The organism is Arthrobacter sp. MYb214, from assembly GCF_002979865.1.
Lineage (GTDB): Bacteria > Actinomycetota > Actinomycetes > Actinomycetales > Micrococcaceae > Glutamicibacter.
In genome coordinates this window covers 152,461-168,631 of record NZ_PCPZ01000003.1, presented here as the reverse complement: position 1 = coordinate 168,631, position 16,171 = coordinate 152,461, and the positions used below count along the sequence as shown (strand labels likewise).

Genomic DNA, 16,171 nt, shown 5'->3' with positions numbered 1-16,171 from the left:
GATAAACATGCGACTCATGAAAATTCTGTTTCTGATCTTCTTGGCGCTGTTCATGATCGGCGGCACGGCAATCGTCGGCACGCAGCTGGCAGGTGTGCTGTCGCTGAATGGCGACCTGGTCAGCGGCGCAAAGCAGGTCCTGTACCCGTGGACATTCAGTTTCGCGACAGCGTGCGCTCTGTGTGCCTTCGTGCTGCAGTATTCAAAGGAATACAAGGAAGACGAGCAGGACTAGTAGCCAGCTGTCAGTTCTGTCCACAAGTTTTCAGGGTCAAGGTCCAAACCTTGGCCCTGAACTGCTTGTGCGAGCAAAAGCTTTCCTGTCGCGACCAGGTGCTGGCGCATCGCCAGGGCCGCTGCCGGGGCGTTGCCACTGGAGATTGCGGTGATAATCGGTTCATGCTCGACCATGATGTCGCTCAGCGTGCGCTGCTTGCCTGCGGTGGAAACGCCCAGCAGCCGCGTTGCGACACGAAGGCGGTTCACGATGTTGCGGCCGCGGTTCGATTGCGCGACTTCAAGGATGAAGTCGTGCAGCTGCTGGTCCAGATCGAAGAACTCTTCGGTCAGTTCGGCTTCGGCGCAACGGGACAGACCGCCAACGATCTCATTTAGCTGCGCTGCGATTTGCGGGGTGCAGGCCTGCGCGGCTCGGAACGCGGCAGGAACCTCCAGAGCCAGCCGTAGCGAGAAAATTTCTGCGACATCTTTTGGCTGGGTCGGAATGATGCGGAAGCCGCGATTCCGCGCAAATTCAATCAAGCCGGCTTCTTCCAGACGCAACAGGCCATCGCGCACCGGTGACCGGGAGATCTTCAATCGATCAGCCAGCTGGTACACGCTGTAGAGGGTGTCGGTCTTCAATTCCCCAGAAATGACAGCTGAACGGACGTAGTCCATCACTTGTTCGGTCAATGTGCGCCCATGTTGGGCGGGGACTTGGGGATCGGAGGTCATGAACTGATTCTCTCATTGAAATCGACTGCGGAGTTTTCACGTAATCAAGAAACTAAACAGTGTGTAACATGTTACTCTGATGAGACGAATCAACGAGAGGCGATCACCATGTCAGCTCAGTCGAGCATCCAGACCTTGAGTCCTGAGGCAAATGAGATGCGGGAACGGCTACGGACCGATCTGACGACTCGGGCTGCATATATTTCCGATGCCTCGATATTCCGTCGGGTTCCGCAAGCGGTCCTCGAAGTGCGCAGCGAGGCCGACATCGCCTTGGGTATCGAATATGCCAAGGCCGAAGGCCTTTCGATCACGTCGCGAGGTGGCGGCACCTCGGTTGCGGGCAACGCCATCGGCGAGGGGTTGATCCTGGACACCTCCCGCTATTTCAATAAGATCCTCGACATCGATCCCGAGGCGAAGACCGCACGCATCCAGCCTGGAGTCATCTGCGACCAGCTGCGTGATGCGGCTGCTGAATACGGGCTGACCTACGGCCCGGACCCGTCGACCCATAGCCGTTGCACCGTAGGCGGCATGGTGGCCAACAACGCTTGCGGCTCGCACTCGCTGGCGTGGGGCACCGCCGCGGACAACGTCGTGTCCATGAAGATCATGCTAGGCGACGGATCCGTGGTTGAGGTCAACTCCGACGGCACCAGCAGCGAAGAACTTGACGGAAAGCTCAAGGCGCTTCGCGATGCGAACCTCAAGGAATTGCGCACCGAACTGGGCCGCTTCGCCCGCCAGGTCTCCGGCTACGGCATGCACTATCTGCTCCCGGAAAACGGGTTCAATGTCGCCAAGGCGCTCTCCGGTTCCGAAGGTACCTGCGGGGTCATCACCGAGCTGGTGGTGCGCCTTGTCGAGAAGCCGAAGCATACGGCGCTGGCAGTATTGGCTTTTGAAACGGTCTTCGACGCCGCGGCTGCGGCCGCATCCCTGCGCCGGCCAGGCCTTGCCACCGCGGAAGGCATGGGCGGAGATCTGCTCGATGCGCTGCGTAGCCGCCCCGGGCAGCAGGATGCCGGATCCAACCTGCCAGGCATGGGTGCCGCCAACCGCGGTGGCGTAGCCAAGGCCGGCGGCTGGCTCTTCTGCGAGACTGCTGGGCAAACCATGGAACAGGCACGAAGCATCGCCGATGAGCTGGTGCAGTCCGCGTATGCCGCGCAGACCGGAGCTGCGATCGATGCCGTGGTCGTGACGGACCATGCCGAGGCCCGCACGCTATGGAAGATCCGCGAAGCCTCCGCCGGTATTGTCACCCGTCTGCCAGATGGCGGCGAGGCCTGGCCGTCCTGGGAAGATTCCGCGGTTCCGCCGGAAAATCTCGCCGACTACCTGCGCGACCTGTACGCGCTCATGGACACCCATGGACTGCGCGGCATCCCCTTCGGGCACTTCGGCGAGGGATGCGTCCACGTGCGCATCTCCTTCGATTTGGGCACCGAAGAAGGCATGGCGATCTTCCGCCAGTTCATGGAACAGGCCGCCGACACCGTAGCCAAGCACGGAGGCTCGCTGTCCGGCGAGCACGGGGACGGCAGGGCGCGCTCGGAATTGCTCACCCGCATGTACAGCCCGAAGATGATGAAGGCATTCGCCAGCTTCAAGGCGGCCTTCGATCCCGAGGGCCTGTTCAACCCCGGGGTATTGGTCAATCCGGAACGCATCGATGAGTCGCTGCGTCCCGGACCCGGGCAGCGCAGCTTCGAGCTGACGCCGGTTCATGCGCTCTCGCGCGACAAGGGTTCCTTGGTCAACGCGGTCAACCGCTGCGTGGGCGTAGGCCTGTGCCGTTCGGACGAGGGGGCCATGTGCCCGTCCTTCCAGGGCACTCATAACGAGGTCAACTCCACGCGTGGCCGTGCCCGGGTGCTTTCCGAGATGTTCCGCGGCACCACCTTGCCCGATGCCTACAAGTCCGAAGAGGTGAAGGACGCCCTGGACCTCTGTCTGTCCTGCAAGGCCTGCGCTTCCGAATGCCCGGTCAATGTGGATATGGCTACCTACAAGTCGGAGTTCCTGCACAAGTTCTACGAGGGTCGCATCCGCCCGATGGCGCACTACACCATGGGGTGGCTACCCAAGCTTACCCACTGGATGCACCAGGTGCCAGGTGCGGCATCCTTGGCCAACACCGTGCTGCGCTTCGAAGCGGTGCAACGGCTTGTCAAGAAGGTTGGCGGCATTGAACCGACACGCAAGATGATCACGTTCTCGGGCGAATCGCTGCAGCGCTGGGCGGCCAAGCGGAACGAAACAGAAGCCGCATCGCCGCAGGGCACCGTGGTGCTCTGGCCGGATTCCTTCAACAACCACCTGGATACCGGACCAGGCGAGGCGGCAGTCGAAGTGCTCGAAACCCTCGGCTACCGGGTGATCATTCCCGAAGGGTTCGTCTGCTGCGGTTTGACGTGGCACTCAACCGGCCAGCTGGATACCGCGCGCAAGGTCATCAAGCACACCTTGGACGTCATGGAACCCCTGGTCAAGGCCGGCTACCCGGTAATCGGCCTGGAACCGTCCTGCACGGTGATGCTCGGCCACGAAATCACCGAGCTGGTTCCCGAGGATCCTCGCGCGGCGGCGCTGTCGGCGGCCGTCGTGCCGTTCGCGGATCTGATCGCCAAGCATGTTCCGGCCGATGGCAAGCCCAGCGCCAGCTGGCCCTTCGAACAGCTGAACGTCGGCGCGGTGTCGCAAGTCCATTGCCATGAGCGTTCGCAGGGTGACCATGGCTCATCCTCGGCCGTGCTGCGCAGCATCGGCATTGCCGAGCGTGAAATCGAAACCGGCTGCTGCGGCTTGGCCGGCAACTGGGGATTCGAACCCGGACATGCAGAACTATCCCGCTCGCTGGGCGAACGCGAGCTCTTCCCGGCCATCCGCAATCGTGCGCAGGACGATGTGGTGCTCGCCGACGGATTCTCCTGCCGCACGCAGATCGCCGAGGGCACGGAGGTCCGCGGCATGCATCTGGCGCAGGTGCTGCTCAAGGCCAAGATCACCGGCTAGCCAGGCTCGGAACGCAGAAAACCGGCCCGGACACAGCGCGATGCTGCATCCGGGCCGGTTCTGCGATCCTGCTACGGCTGGTTGGCCGGCTGCTCGTTGCGCAGCCGTGCCTCGGCGATCTCGTTGATCCGTCCGCGGCACAGGTACCAGCCGCCGATGATCAGCGGGATGATGATCACCAGCGAGGCAACCGTCCAGGTGCCTACCGGATTATCGAAGGCCATCATCACCAGCACCAGGGCCAGGAAGCCCAGGGTTACCCAGCCTGAAACCGGGGCGAATGGCATCCGGAAGCTGGGTCGATCCTGCTCTCCGCGCTTGGCGGACTTCATCAGGGCCATCTGGCACAGCACGATCATCGCCCAGGAGGCAATGATGCCGATGGCAGCGAAGTTCAGCACGATCTCGAAGGCCTTGGCCGGGACCACGGCGTTGAGCACCACGCCGAGCACTGCCACCACGGCGGTGATCACGATGCCGCCGTAGGGTACCCCGGCCTTGTTCATGCGCCCGGCGAATTTCGGCGCCGAGCCGTTCAATGACATGGAGCGCATGATGCGCCCGGTGGAGTAGAGCCCGGCGTTCAGCGAGGACAGCGCCGCGGTGAGCACCACCAGGTTCATCACCACGTCCATGCCCTGCACGCCGATGGATCCGAAGAAGGTCACGAACGGCGATTCCCCGGCGCTGTACGCGGTGTAGGGCAGCAGCAGCGAGAGCAGTACCAGCGAGCCGACGTAGAATACGGCGATGCGGATGATCACGGTGTTGATCGCCTTGGGCATGACCTTTTCCGGATTCTCCGTTTCACCCGCGGCGGTGCCGATCAGCTCGATGGAAGCATAGGAGAAGACCACGCCCTGCATCAGCACCAGCACCGGCAGCAGGCCGTTGGGCAGCAGCCCCCCATTATCGGCCAGCAGCGAGAAGCCGACCTCATGCCCGTCCAGCGGGGTACCGAAGATGACGAAGTAGCAGCCGACAATCAGGAAGGCCACCAGGGCCACGACCTTGATCAGCGCGAACCAGAATTCCATCTCGCCGAAGGCCTTGACGGAGATCAGGTTCATGGTGAGCACCACGGCCAGCGCGGCCAGCGCCCAGAGCCACTGCGGCACCGAGCTGATCCACCCCACGTATTTGCCGAAGAAGCCCATGTACAGGGCGACCGCGGTGATGTCCACGATGGCGGTCATCACCCAGTTCAGCCAGTACAGCCAGCCGGTGGCGAAGGCCGCCTTCTCGCCGTAGAACTCGCGGGCGTAGGAGACGAAGGAGCCGGTCGACGGACGGTGCATGACCAGTTCGCCCAACGCCCGCAGGATCAGGAAGGCGAAGAAGCCGCAGACCGCGTAGCTGATGACGATGCCCGGGCCGGCCGCCTCGAGGCGCCCTCCGGCGCCCATGAACAGGCCGGTGCCAATCGCTCCGCCAATGGCGATCATCTGCATCTGCCGGGAGGACAGGCCCTTGTGGTAATCGTTGTCGCCGGCCGTCAGCGCGGCATCGGGGACGTGCGCCGCGGTGGCGTGCGGAGTGGAATTATCCATATGATTCCTCGGATCTAGTCGGTGAGGTTGGCGAGGCGCTCGGGGGAGAGCAACTCATTGAGGTCTTCGGCCGAGAGCAGGCCGCGTTCGAGCACCAGCTCGGCCACGCCGCGTCCGGTGTGCAGCGCTTCGAGGGCCACCGAGGTGGATGCCGCGTAGCCCAGTCGCGGGTTCAGCGCGGTGACCAGGCCGATGGAGTTCTCCACCTCGCGGCGCAGCGCCTGCTCGTCCACGGTGATCCCGTCGATGCACTTGTGCGCCAGGGTCAGGCAGCCGTTGGCCAGGTGCTTCAGGGAGAGCCCGATCGAGTGCACAATCACCGGCTCGAAGGCGTTCAGCTGCAGCTGCCCGCCCTCGGCGGCCATTGTCACGGTCAAGTCGTGGCCCACCACCTGGTAGGCGATCTGGCTGACCACTTCCGGGATCACCGGGTTGACCTTGCCGGGCATGATCGAGGAACCGGACTGCACGGCCGGCAGCTGCAGGTCGTTCAGGCCAGCGCGCGGACCGGAGGAGAGCAGGCGCAGGTCGTTGCAGATCTTGGAGATCTTCAGCGCCACGCGCTTGAGCACGCCCGAGAGGTGCACGAACGCGCCCACATCCGAAGTGGCTTCGATCAGGTCCGGGCTGGTGGTCAGCGGGAGGCCGGTCAGCTCGCGCAGGTGGCGGCAGGCGGCCTCGGCATAGCCGGCCGGGGCGTTCAGCCCGGTGCCGATGGCGGTGGCGCCGAGGTTGATCTCGGTGACCAGGCACAGCGATTCTTCCAGCCGCGCCCGGTCCTCGCCCAGGGTCACGGCCCAGCCGCGGAACTCCTGGCCCACGGTCATCGGCACGGCGTCCTGCAGCTGGGTGCGGCCCATCTTCACCACGGTGCGGAACTCGGCGGCCTTGGCGATGCACGAATCCTGCAGCACCTCGATGGCTGCCAGCAGCGGCTGGGTGGCGAAGTGCGTGGCGATGTTCACCGCGGTCGGGTAGGCGTCGTTGGTGGACTGCGAGAGGTTCACGTGGTCGTTGGGGTGCAGGTGCTGGTACTCGCCCTTGGCATGGCCCAGGATTTCCAGCGCCAGGTTGGCGATGACCTCGTTGGCGTTCATATTGGTGCTGGTGCCGGCCCCGCCCTGGATCGGGTCGATGATGAATTGCTCATGCAGCGCCCCGCCGGCGATGGCCTCGCAGGCCTGGTCGATGGCGTTCGCGCGCTGGGCGTCCAGCAGCCCCAGCTCGTGGTTGGCACGCGCCGCGGCCTGCTTCACGCGCGCCAATGCGCGGATCAGGTGCGGGTTGCCGGACAGCTCGGTGCCGGTGATGTCGAAGTTCTCCTTGGCGCGCAGCGTGTGCACGCCCCAGTAGGCATCCGCCGGGATATCGCGGTCGCCGATCAGGTCATGCTCGCTGCGGGTCTGGCCGCTGAGCAAGGTTTCAGGCATGGTGGATTCTTCTCCAGGATTCGTTGAAATGGTTGGAACGGAAAAAATTACAGTGCGGCCAGCAGGCCCACGGGCGCACCGCCGCCGAAGGCCGGGCTGGTAGCCAGCGGTTCAAGGGCGATCGCGGCCTCGGAGCCCAGGTGCTCGGCGAGCAGCTTGGCGGTGATCGGCATCCGGGCGCGGTCCGAGCCGTCGGCGATCTTCACGGCCAGCGCGCTGCCATCGGGCAGGCCCACGGCCTGGATGCCCTCGAAACCGTCCTTGGCCACGGAGCCGGGCACCGCGCGCATCAGGGCGGTGACATCGCGGCCAACGCCGGCTACCAGTTCCGGGTAGCCGGCCATTGCCGCGGCCACGCGTGCCTCGGCGGTGCCTTGCGCGGCGCTGGCCAGCTTGCCGAAGGCGCGGGCCAATCCGGCCAGGGTCATCCGGTAGACCGGGGTGCCGCAGCCGTCGGTGCTCACCCCGGAGATCTGTTCGCCCGAAAGATCCTCCACGGTGTCCTGCAGCAGCTGCAGGAGGCGCTCGTCGTGCAGGTAGTTGGCGGTGTCCCAGCCCTTGAGCTCGCACAGGGCCGCCAGTGCGGCGTGCTTGCCCGAGCAGTTCTGCGCGAGCGCGGTGGCCTTGCCGCCAGCGGCCAGGTAGTCCTGGCGCTCGGCAACGCCGTAGGGCAGGTCGGTGGAATTGCGCAGCGCTGTGTGGTCCAGGCCGGCGGCGGCCAGCGTGGATTCGGCGACCTGCAGGTGGCGCGGGCTCCCGGAGTGGCTGGCCGAGGCCAAGGCCAGCTGCTGGTCGTCGAGCTGCAGTCCGGCGCGCAGCATGCCCACGGCGAACAGCGGCTTGAGCGCCGAGCGCGGGTAGAACGCGGCCTGGGCATCGCCGCGGCTGGCGGCGATGGAGCCGGCGGGATCCAGCAGCACGGCCGAGCCGTAGTGGATGGACTCCACGGCCTCGCCGCGGGTGGCGATGACCAGCGGTTCGTGCTGCGGCAGTGCCTCAACGACCAGCGAAGCGCGCAGGGTCTGGGGATCGGCGGGGGTCACTTCTTGCTCCTGACTATGGTGGATACTGCTTGCTGCACCGCATTGAGGTGCTTGGCCATCGCATTGTTGGCCGCTTGCGGGTCTTGGGCGGCGATGGCCTGGTAGATTTCCTGGTGCTCCGAGTTCGACGGCGACCGGCGGCCGGCAACCAGGTTCACGGTCTCGGACTGGCGGGCCATGGCCTCGCGGATGTCCGCGACGACCTTGGAGAACACCGAGTTGCCGCTGGCCTGGGCGATCGCGGCATGGAAGGCGGCGTCCAGCTCGACCCAGGCTGCCGGGTCGTCTTCCTGCTCCATCGCCTCGATCAGCCCGCTGATCCGCTCCAGGTCCTCGGCGGTGCGCCGGGTGGCGGCGAGGGTGGCAGCCGGGATTTCGATATGCGGACGGGCTTCGTGCAGGTCGTCGGAGGAGAACGTGCCCAGTTTCAGCTCGCGGGTGGGCCGGTGGGAGACCACGAAGGTGCCGCGCCCGGTTTCGGTGCGGGTCAGGCCCAGGGCCGCGCAGGAGCGCAGCGCTTCGCGGATGACCGAGCGGCTCACGCCGTAGTCGGCCGCGAGGGCAGCTTCGGATCCCAGTTTCGCGCCGATGGCGATTTCCTGGGCTTCAATGGCTAGGCGGAGTGCATGGAAGACGCCTTCGGCAGCGGATCGTCGTTCGATCGGTTGCTGTCCGGGTGTCCAGCTGTCAGACAGGTTCACGTGTACCAGTCTGGGGTGTGATCCACTTAACGTCAAGTCGGGAACTGGAGCAATCGGGAATGCTCAGGTCAGCGACGCGCGAACACCGCGGACGCGATGCCACAGGCAAGGTATCCGCGGTGTTCGCCGCTGGTCCTCAGTCTTTCTCCAGGATGCTTTTCAGCGCCCGGAGATCAGCCATATTGGCTCGCCGCATCATCATTTCCATCAGCGGGCCGGCCAGTTTGCCGAAGCCAGTTGGCTCGCCGTCATTGCGCAGGTGGACCCGGGTCGCCGTTGGCCCTATCGCTTCGAAGCGATAGGTGGTGCGCATGGGAAACGGGTCCTGCGCGGTGGCCATGACCAGTTCCTCGTTCTCCGCGAACCTGGTGACTTCGTAGGTGTAGGAAAGCTTCCGTCCAAGGAACCTGGCTTCGAAGGCGGTGTGTGATCCGAGGCCGAAGCCATGGGGATCCAGCCGGCGCACCGAGTGGATATTCCGGTACCACGCTGGAGCGTTCAGCGTGTTCATCGCGTAGCCGGCCACCACCGAACGTGGCCGGTCGATAGCGATGCTCGTGGAGACGTCAACCATGGGAGGTCCTCAGGCTCCTGCGGGAACGCGGCCGGTGAACGCAATCAGGCAATCCAGGCTGCTGGCGGATTCGGCGACCATGGTTTCTTCCGCGAAGGAACCGGAGGTGCGCTGAGCCGGTCCCACAGTCTTACGTGCCAAGCCCAGTACGTATTCCGCGTGGCCAGGATGGATCGCGAACTCCTGGCCGGTCGCCTGGGCGAAGTCCCACCCGTGAACCATCAGTTCCAGATTCAGGATCCCGGCAACCACTGAAGCCGGCATGACAGCGAATCCGAGATCAATCTCGCCGGCAACGCCGCGAGCGGCAAAAGCCTCCAGGGTCGGCTGCACCAGGTTGGCGATGCGTGCTTCCGGCGCCAGGGCCGGGTCATCGGATACCGCAGCGCCCAGGGCACCGCCGATCATCGAGACCGAACCCGCAAGGTGATCCAGCAGCTCGCTCACGGAGAACTCGGAGCAGGGAGTGGCTTTGGCCAGGTCCGCTGCGCAGATGTTGTTCAGGATGAACTGCAGGGCTGCCACGGAGCCCTCGGCGGAAACGATCGGATTCTGCGGCTCGGGCACGGCGTTCCACTCGTCGATGGCTGCTTCGCCGGTTTCGGCAAACTCCTTCAGCCGATCCAGGAAGTGGTTCCATCCCTCGGCGTGGCCCGAGGACTGCTCGGCGTCCAGCCCCTCATGGCGCAAGGTCAGGGCCGTGCCCTGATCCAGCGGTTCCAGGGTGATGAAAACCGTCGAATCGCCGGGCGGAACGGCATCCGAACCTTCCCATCCCATGGTGAAGACCAGGCGCTTGCCGGGCTCGATTTCGGTGAAAGTGCCCGAGGCCTGGTGGCCCGGACCCATGGTGAAGCGGTAGCTGCCGCCGGTCTGCAGGTCAACGCGGTTGGCAACGGTTTGCCAGCGGCGAAGGCGTTCCGGGTTGGTGACCAGTGCAAAGGCGGTGTCGGCGTCAACGGGGAGGATGACTGTTCGTTCAAAGCTCATGGCTTTTCTCCTGGTGGCTGGTGCGGTGGCCCATTGAACGACGCCAATTCGGCGGCCTCGGCAACGAGCAGGTCGAGTTCGGTATTCCAGAACGAGTCAAGGAGGGCCTTGAGCTTCGTGATGCCTGCAGGGTCCAGCGAGTAGTAGCGGCTGCGGCCATCCTTGCGGGCTTGCAGCAGTCCTACGTCAATCAACAGCAGCAGGTGTTGCGAGATGGCGGAGCGGCTGACGGCGAAGTTCGCGGCCAGTTCCGTCACCGTGCGTTCCCCGGAACCCAGCAACTGAATCAAGCGCCTGCGCGTTGGCTCGGAAGCGACTTCCAGTAGATCAAGCATGAAAAATACGTTAGCAGTCACTAACGCGTTGTTGCAAGGGGTTCGGAGCAGCTTTTTAGGGCAGATGCGGAAGGCGCCGTTAAAGCACTAGTGGGCGCCGCGGCAAAATGCCGTAGCGCCCACTCATGGCGAAAATACTTAAGGGATCGTGATGATCTGGCCGGCGTAAGCCAGGCCGCCACCGAAGGCGAAGAGCAACGCCTTGGAACCCGAAGGCAATGGCTCATCCGAAGCCATCAACTTGGAAAGGGCCAGCGGAACCGAAGCGGCCGAAGTGTTGCCCGAGTACACCACATCGGTGGCCACGCGCGCGTTCGGTGCGCCGATTTTCTCTGCCAATGGCTCGATGATGCGCAGGTTGGCCTGGTGCAGGACAATGGCATCCAGCTCCTCAGGCTTCATGCCGGCACGGTCGATGATTTTCGAAGCGATCTTCGGCAGCTGCGTGACGGTCCAGCGGTAAACGCTCTGGCCGTTCTGCGCGAACTTCATGTTGTTTTCTTCTTCGATGCGCACTGCATCGGACAGGGATGGAACCGAACCCCAGACCACCGGCGAGATGCCGTTGTCTTCCGACGCGGTGATCACGAAGGCGCCAGCGCCGTCCGCGGTCAGCACGCAGGTGGTGCGATCGGTGAAGTCGGTGTAGTCGGTGAGCATCTCCGAGCCGATAACCAAGGCATTCGTCGCCGAGCCAGCGGCAATGGTGCCCTGGGCCAGGCCAACGGCGTGGGCAAAGCCTGCGCAAGCCACGTTCACGTCCACCGCTGCCGGCCCTTGGTCCATGCCCAGGGCGTTAGCTACGCGTGCGGCCATGTTCGGCGAACGGTCCGTAGCGGTGCAGGTGGCGACGATGATCATGTCGATATCGGCTGCCTTGATGCCAGCTGCGTTGCCCAGCGCCATCTCTGCGGCCTTGATGGCCATGGAGTCTACGGTTTCAACACCGGTTCCCCAGCGGCGTTCTTCGATGCCGACACGTCGGGTGATCCATTCATCGCTGGTTTCCACCAACTTTTCCAGCTCGGTGTTAGGGACGATGCGCTCTGGCTGGAAGTGGCCAAAGGCGACGACTTTGCTGCCGGTCATGGATATAGCTCCTCGGTGGATTCAAATCTTCTCTTCTAAGATTAGTCGTTTTGGATGCTACTCGCCGTTCATATGCGCCAGAAAGCATGTGTCAGCCAGTTTTACCTGACTTCCATGGCCGATTTGTCCGATTATCGGCAAAACCCCGATTCTTCAGGACTTCATATGGCGTCGACACCCTGTTCACCTGCTGGCAAGAACCCCGGCGTTCAATGGGATGAAATGCAGCAGCCGTGAAGGAGGAAAAAATGGAACCTCTGACGATAATCCAATTGAGCGACACCCACCTGCGTCCCGAAGGGCAGCTGCTTCACGGATCCATTGATTCGTGGCAACGAACAGAACAGGCGCTGGAAGCAGCCGCGTATCTGGGTCCGGATGCCATTGTGGTGACCGGCGATATCGCAGACCGCGGTTCGGACATCCATGAGCGGGCCGCAGGGATCTTCAACCAGGCCCAGCGCGAACTGGATTGTCCGGTCATCACCGTTCCGGGCAACCATGATCCGTTGGGCGCGATTGGAGAATCCTTCAACACCAGGCGTCTGTCCACCGGTCCGCATCCAGCCGACACGGTGCACGAGGTCCTGGGGCTTCGGATTATCGGCTTGGACAGCGGGGGATTCCAGTTGGCCCGGGGACGCTTGGAACAGCGGCAGCTCGATTGGCTTGCCTCGCTGCTGGCGGTTCCGGCGCCGCGCGGATCCCTGCTTCTGCTGCACCATCCTCCGGTGGAAGCCGCCAATGAAGCCCGCGCCGGCCGCGGGCTGGAGAACCCGATGGAGCTGGCGGCCATCGCCGCCGGAAGCGATATCCGTGCAATCCTTTGCGGCCACTACCATCAGGCGTCCACCAGCCAGCTGTTGAGCACCCCGGTGTTCATGGCTCCTGCAGTGTCCTACAACATGAATCCATTTGCCCCGACGCAGATCGTTGACGAGCCCGCAGCGGGATTCAATGTCATCAAGGTCGGGGCGAAATCGGTCGACGCGTTCGCTGCATCCAGCGGCCAGTACGCCGCGCTGCACGCGAGCACCCCGCTGCCAGCGCCGGTCAAGAGTTCGCAGACCGGCAACTGACTTCAAGAACACTACTTCGCACCGGGCACCTGTTGCTTCGGTGCATGCCAGAAAGAAGAAGACGATGAGCGCAAAGAACCTGATCCTGATCCGCCACGGACAGACCGAATGGAACAAGGCAGGACGCCTGCATGGACGCAGCGACCTGCCACTGAACGATACCGGCATCCGCCAAGCCCAGCAGCTGGCCACCGAGCTGGCACCCGAAGGTACTTGGGACGCGGTGTATTCCTCCCCGTTGTTCCGTGCCCGCCAAACAGCGCAGATCCTCGCCAATAGCCTGGGCATCCGTGCCCTGCACGAAAACCAGGAACTGATGGAGCAGGACTTCGGCGATCTCGAAGGCACCCTGGTGGCCGATGGCGCCGACGAACAGCGCCAGCTGCTGGTTGGCACCGGAGAAACCGAAGAGCATCTGGTGGGGCGTGCAGTGAACGCATTGTTCAAGATCTGCCATCAGCATCCCGGGCAGAACGTGATGGTCGTGAGCCATAGCGCCTTGATCTGCTCGGTAATCGCCGCGCTCACCGGCGAAAGCAATCCGCGCATGGCCAATGGAACCTATGTCGAGCTGGATGCGCAGCTACTGGTCAACCACGTCTCGCGCGAACCGCTGTGGCATTAGGAAGCAAAGGGCAAAGCCGCGTGCCGGCCATGGATCATGGCCGGCACGCGGCTTTGCGTTCTAGTCAGCGGCGGGCTAGCAGCAGCTGAAGCAGCGGCTTACCACCAGGATGCGCCTTCGACGGTGACCTGGGGCTTCTCGCCGTACCAATCCACGCTGCCCGTGAAGCTGCGGGTGAGCTCTTCTTCGTCGTAATCAATGAACTCCGTGTCATTGAGCTTGTACTTGAAGACGATCTCGGAGCTTGAGAAACTGCCCGATTCCTCGATGGCCACGCTTTCAGCATGCGACTTCACAGAGAACGATGCGATGTCCTTGGACTGCAAGGTGCTCGGGCAACCGTCATCGAGGTTGGTTGGAACGGTCACGCAGGCAGTAGCGAACTTCTTGACCTCATCCAGAACCAGCTCGTCGAGCTTCTCGGTGGTGGTCGTAACCAGCGCCGCCTGTGCCGGCTGCGAATCAGGATGGTTGACGCGCAATTCCTGCGCTTCGCTCGTCAGGTATTCATTGCCAGGCGCTGAGACATCATAGATGCCCGGGTAGGCATAGAAGCTGCCGGTGAAGGAACGTCCCTCGCCGTAGTAGTCCTCGCTTTCAAGCAGCTTGACCTTGGCCTTGCCGACAGTGACTTCCGAGCTCTTATCGGAGGTGATCTCCACCGGAACAATCAATGATTCATTGAGCACCCAGGTATCGAGCAGGCCGAAGTCCTTGTCGCCCGCGTCGACATTGAAGGAGCGTTCGTGGCGCTCGCCGTTGATGGAGTAGATCGCTCGCACACGGGCCGAGTCCTTGCCCTTGGATTCCTCGATGACATCAACGAGTTCCAAGCGCTGCTTGGCGTTGCCCAGGACATCGTCGCTGAGCAGGACGCGCGAGGCGTTGTCGATCCCCGGGTCGACCATCTCGGTCGCCTTGCCGGCCTGGCCCTCGGCAAGCAGCGCGAGGTATTTCTCAACTTCAGCTTCGGGCTTGCGCTGCCCGTTCAGGTAGGCGATGGCACCGAAGCCCAGACCGGCAATGACTGCCAGCGCAAGAACCGAGAAGCCAACGGCCTTGGCCTTCTTCTTGGACTCTTCCGAGGCCGGGGCCAGCGCCGGAGCCGGTTCACCAGCCATCGGCTGGCCGTTGGCGGCCGCGGCAGGGGTGGATTGGGCTGCGGCGGCAACTGGAGCAGCCTGGCTGGGTGCGGCTGCAACCGGCGAAGCCGGAGCAACGGCGGGTGCCTGGCCGGAAATCCATCGCGCCGCGGCGTCCTTGCCGGCAATCACTGCCAGCAGGGATGGGGCGAAGCGGTAGACCTGCAAGGGCAGGACTTCTGCCAGCAGCGAGACAACTGCGGCCCCGAGTGCCAGGAAGATCACCGAGTACCAGGTGATGCCGTAGGACATGCTGCCGCTCATGTTGCCCATCTCGTTGGCGGTGATAGCGCCACCCAGGGAGATGTTGGTCAGCCCGGCAAGAATCATCCACAGGACCAAAGCCGCTACTGGCAGCTGCCAAGCGCGCTGCAGGTTGAAACCAGTGGCCAGTCGACCACGGTGCACGCCAATACGGATAGCCGCCAGGAGTACCAGGAGGGCGCTCAGGACCAGGAGCCAAGCACCCTTGCCGTCGGCGATATCCCAGATGCGCAGGACGGATTCGGGCAGGGCATCGGCGGTGTATTCGCCCAGGAAGCTGGCCATGCCGGAGACATTCGGAGCCAGCGCCCCGAGGAAGCCCAACGCTGCCACATATGAACCGATGGTTCCCAGCAGCGGGAGCAGGATCAGGCCCAAGCTCCAGGGCATGTCATCTGGACGCTGGGTGAATGCGGCAATGATGCCGCCCAAGGCGAAAGCCGCCAAGGTCGAAACGGCCAGGGCCACGGCCTCGCGGACGCCGGTAATCAATGGGGATCCGGCGTTGGCGCGCTGGGGTGCGGTGGCAAGGAACTGCGAGAAGAAAACGGCCAAGGCAATCGTGAAGAAGACACCTGCATATCGCGGGGACACCGCGGCGGAGAAGAATTCGCCACCCTGGATGCTGAGCTTCCCGAAGAGCGCAATGACCAGGAAGACCAATGCCAGGACCAGCGCGTGCAGTCCGGAGGCCAATGCAGCGCTCTTCCAACCGCCGTTGCGTGCGCCACGACGCAGCTTGCGCACGATCAGGTAGTTCGCGGCGCAGATTGCCACGATGGAGGTGACCGAAACGAGGGCGAATGCGAGGCTGAGCTCGCCGAACATGCCGAATCCGCCTCCGGATCCGGTGATCTTCAGCCCGCCGCCCAGGACGGCACCGAAGACCATGATGAAGGCCTTGAAGGAATTGAGCTGGGACGCCACGTTGAATTCAGCGGAGCTGCCGCCACCGATCTCCTTGGCCATCGAGGCCAGGGGGATCAGATAGCAAAGAGCCAGGACGATGCCAATGGCCGCAATGGCGCCGGCTTGGAATCCAAGAAGCTGCAGGCTGGCACGCGACTTCAATTCCAGGACCGCGTTGGTGAATTTCCTGACCTGCCGGTTCTGCCCGGCATTCTGGAACGGGTTCGCCGGTGCCGCCGGCGCTGGCAATGGATCCAAAGGTGCCGGTGGCACCTTTGGATCATCAGGCAATTGCGTATATTCCAAGGTGAGTCCTCACATGGTGCGATGATGGCGTCACATCCGGGCGTTCTTGGAAACTTAAAGTCGAACAATTGGAATATGACCTTCCAATTACATAACAAGTAAGTGGAGGAACAAAGTCCAGTTAAGAAACATGCGGCGGGTTTAAGGAGCGAGTTC

Annotated in this window: 14 protein-coding genes; 4 read left to right on the top strand and 10 right to left on the bottom strand. The window is 63.4% G+C overall.

Features of this window, described 5'->3' with window-relative positions; translation table 11 throughout:
- Window positions 1-16: 16 nt before the first annotated feature.
- Window positions 17-235, top strand: a complete 219-nt coding sequence (locus CQ012_RS09555) for a hypothetical protein (protein WP_219844362.1) — start codon at window positions 17-19, stop codon at window positions 233-235.
- On the opposite strand, the gene CQ012_RS09550 is transcribed toward CQ012_RS09555, so the two are convergent.
- Window positions 232-957, bottom strand: coding sequence for a GntR family transcriptional regulator (locus CQ012_RS09550; protein WP_105662022.1), 726 nt, complete (start codon window positions 955-957; stop codon window positions 232-234). The genes CQ012_RS09555 and CQ012_RS09550 overlap by 4 nt on opposite strands.
- 108 nt (window positions 958-1,065) lie before the next feature.
- On the opposite strand from CQ012_RS09550, the gene CQ012_RS09545 reads away from it, so the two are divergent.
- On the top strand, window positions 1,066-3,978 hold the full coding sequence (locus CQ012_RS09545) for an FAD-binding and (Fe-S)-binding domain-containing protein (protein WP_286134629.1): 2,913 nt from the start codon (window positions 1,066-1,068) through the stop codon (window positions 3,976-3,978).
- 71 nt (window positions 3,979-4,049) lie between these two features.
- On the opposite strand, the gene CQ012_RS09540 is transcribed toward CQ012_RS09545, so the two are convergent.
- From CQ012_RS09540 to CQ012_RS09505, 8 genes are all read right to left on the bottom strand, one after another.
- Window positions 4,050-5,528 (bottom strand): amino acid permease, encoded by a 1,479-nt coding sequence (locus CQ012_RS09540; protein ID WP_105662020.1) that lies wholly within the window; start codon window positions 5,526-5,528, stop codon window positions 4,050-4,052.
- 14 nt (window positions 5,529-5,542) lie between these two features.
- On the bottom strand, window positions 5,543-6,958 hold the full coding sequence (locus CQ012_RS09535) for an aspartate ammonia-lyase (RefSeq protein WP_105662019.1): 1,416 nt from the start codon (window positions 6,956-6,958) through the stop codon (window positions 5,543-5,545).
- 47 nt (window positions 6,959-7,005) lie between these two features.
- The gene (locus CQ012_RS09530) at window positions 7,006-8,001 is read right to left on the bottom strand and encodes an asparaginase (RefSeq protein ID WP_286134627.1); all 996 of its coding nucleotides are present in this window, start codon (window positions 7,999-8,001) and stop codon (window positions 7,006-7,008) included.
- Window positions 7,998-8,702, bottom strand: coding sequence for a FadR/GntR family transcriptional regulator (locus tag CQ012_RS09525; protein ID WP_105656225.1), 705 nt, complete (start codon window positions 8,700-8,702; stop codon window positions 7,998-8,000). Before CQ012_RS09525 ends, CQ012_RS09530 begins: the two co-directional genes overlap by 4 nt.
- Window positions 8,703-8,838: 136 nt before the next feature.
- Entirely contained in the window at window positions 8,839-9,276 is a 438-nt protein-coding gene (locus CQ012_RS09520; RefSeq protein WP_105662018.1) for an SRPBCC family protein, read from the bottom strand.
- Window positions 9,277-9,285: 9 nt separating this feature from the next.
- Complete coding sequence (locus tag CQ012_RS09515) at window positions 9,286-10,266, bottom strand: TIGR03086 family metal-binding protein (protein ID WP_105662017.1); 981 nt, start codon at window positions 10,264-10,266, stop codon at window positions 9,286-9,288.
- Window positions 10,263-10,601: an ArsR/SmtB family transcription factor gene (locus tag CQ012_RS17760; RefSeq protein WP_105656228.1), complete on the bottom strand. Its 339-nt coding sequence runs from the start codon at window positions 10,599-10,601 to the stop codon at window positions 10,263-10,265. Before CQ012_RS17760 ends, CQ012_RS09515 begins: the two co-directional genes overlap by 4 nt.
- Window positions 10,602-10,739: 138 nt before the next feature.
- Complete coding sequence (locus CQ012_RS09505) at window positions 10,740-11,690, bottom strand: beta-ketoacyl-ACP synthase III (protein WP_105662016.1); 951 nt, start codon at window positions 11,688-11,690, stop codon at window positions 10,740-10,742.
- Between the two features lie 248 nt (window positions 11,691-11,938).
- Between CQ012_RS09505 and CQ012_RS09500 the strand changes: the two genes are divergently transcribed.
- Both CQ012_RS09500 and CQ012_RS09495 read left to right on the top strand, forming a co-directional pair.
- Window positions 11,939-12,769, top strand: coding sequence for a metallophosphoesterase family protein (locus CQ012_RS09500; RefSeq protein WP_105662015.1), 831 nt, complete (start codon window positions 11,939-11,941; stop codon window positions 12,767-12,769).
- Between the two features lie 64 nt (window positions 12,770-12,833).
- The gene (locus CQ012_RS09495; protein WP_105662014.1) at window positions 12,834-13,394 is read left to right on the top strand and encodes a histidine phosphatase family protein; all 561 of its coding nucleotides are present in this window, start codon (window positions 12,834-12,836) and stop codon (window positions 13,392-13,394) included.
- A 98-nt stretch (window positions 13,395-13,492) separates the two neighbouring features.
- Here the strand turns inward: CQ012_RS09495 and CQ012_RS09490 are convergent, their stop codons facing one another.
- Complete coding sequence (locus CQ012_RS09490; protein ID WP_146112941.1) at window positions 13,493-16,015, bottom strand: hypothetical protein; 2,523 nt, start codon at window positions 16,013-16,015, stop codon at window positions 13,493-13,495.
- Window positions 16,016-16,171: the final 156 nt, after the last annotated feature.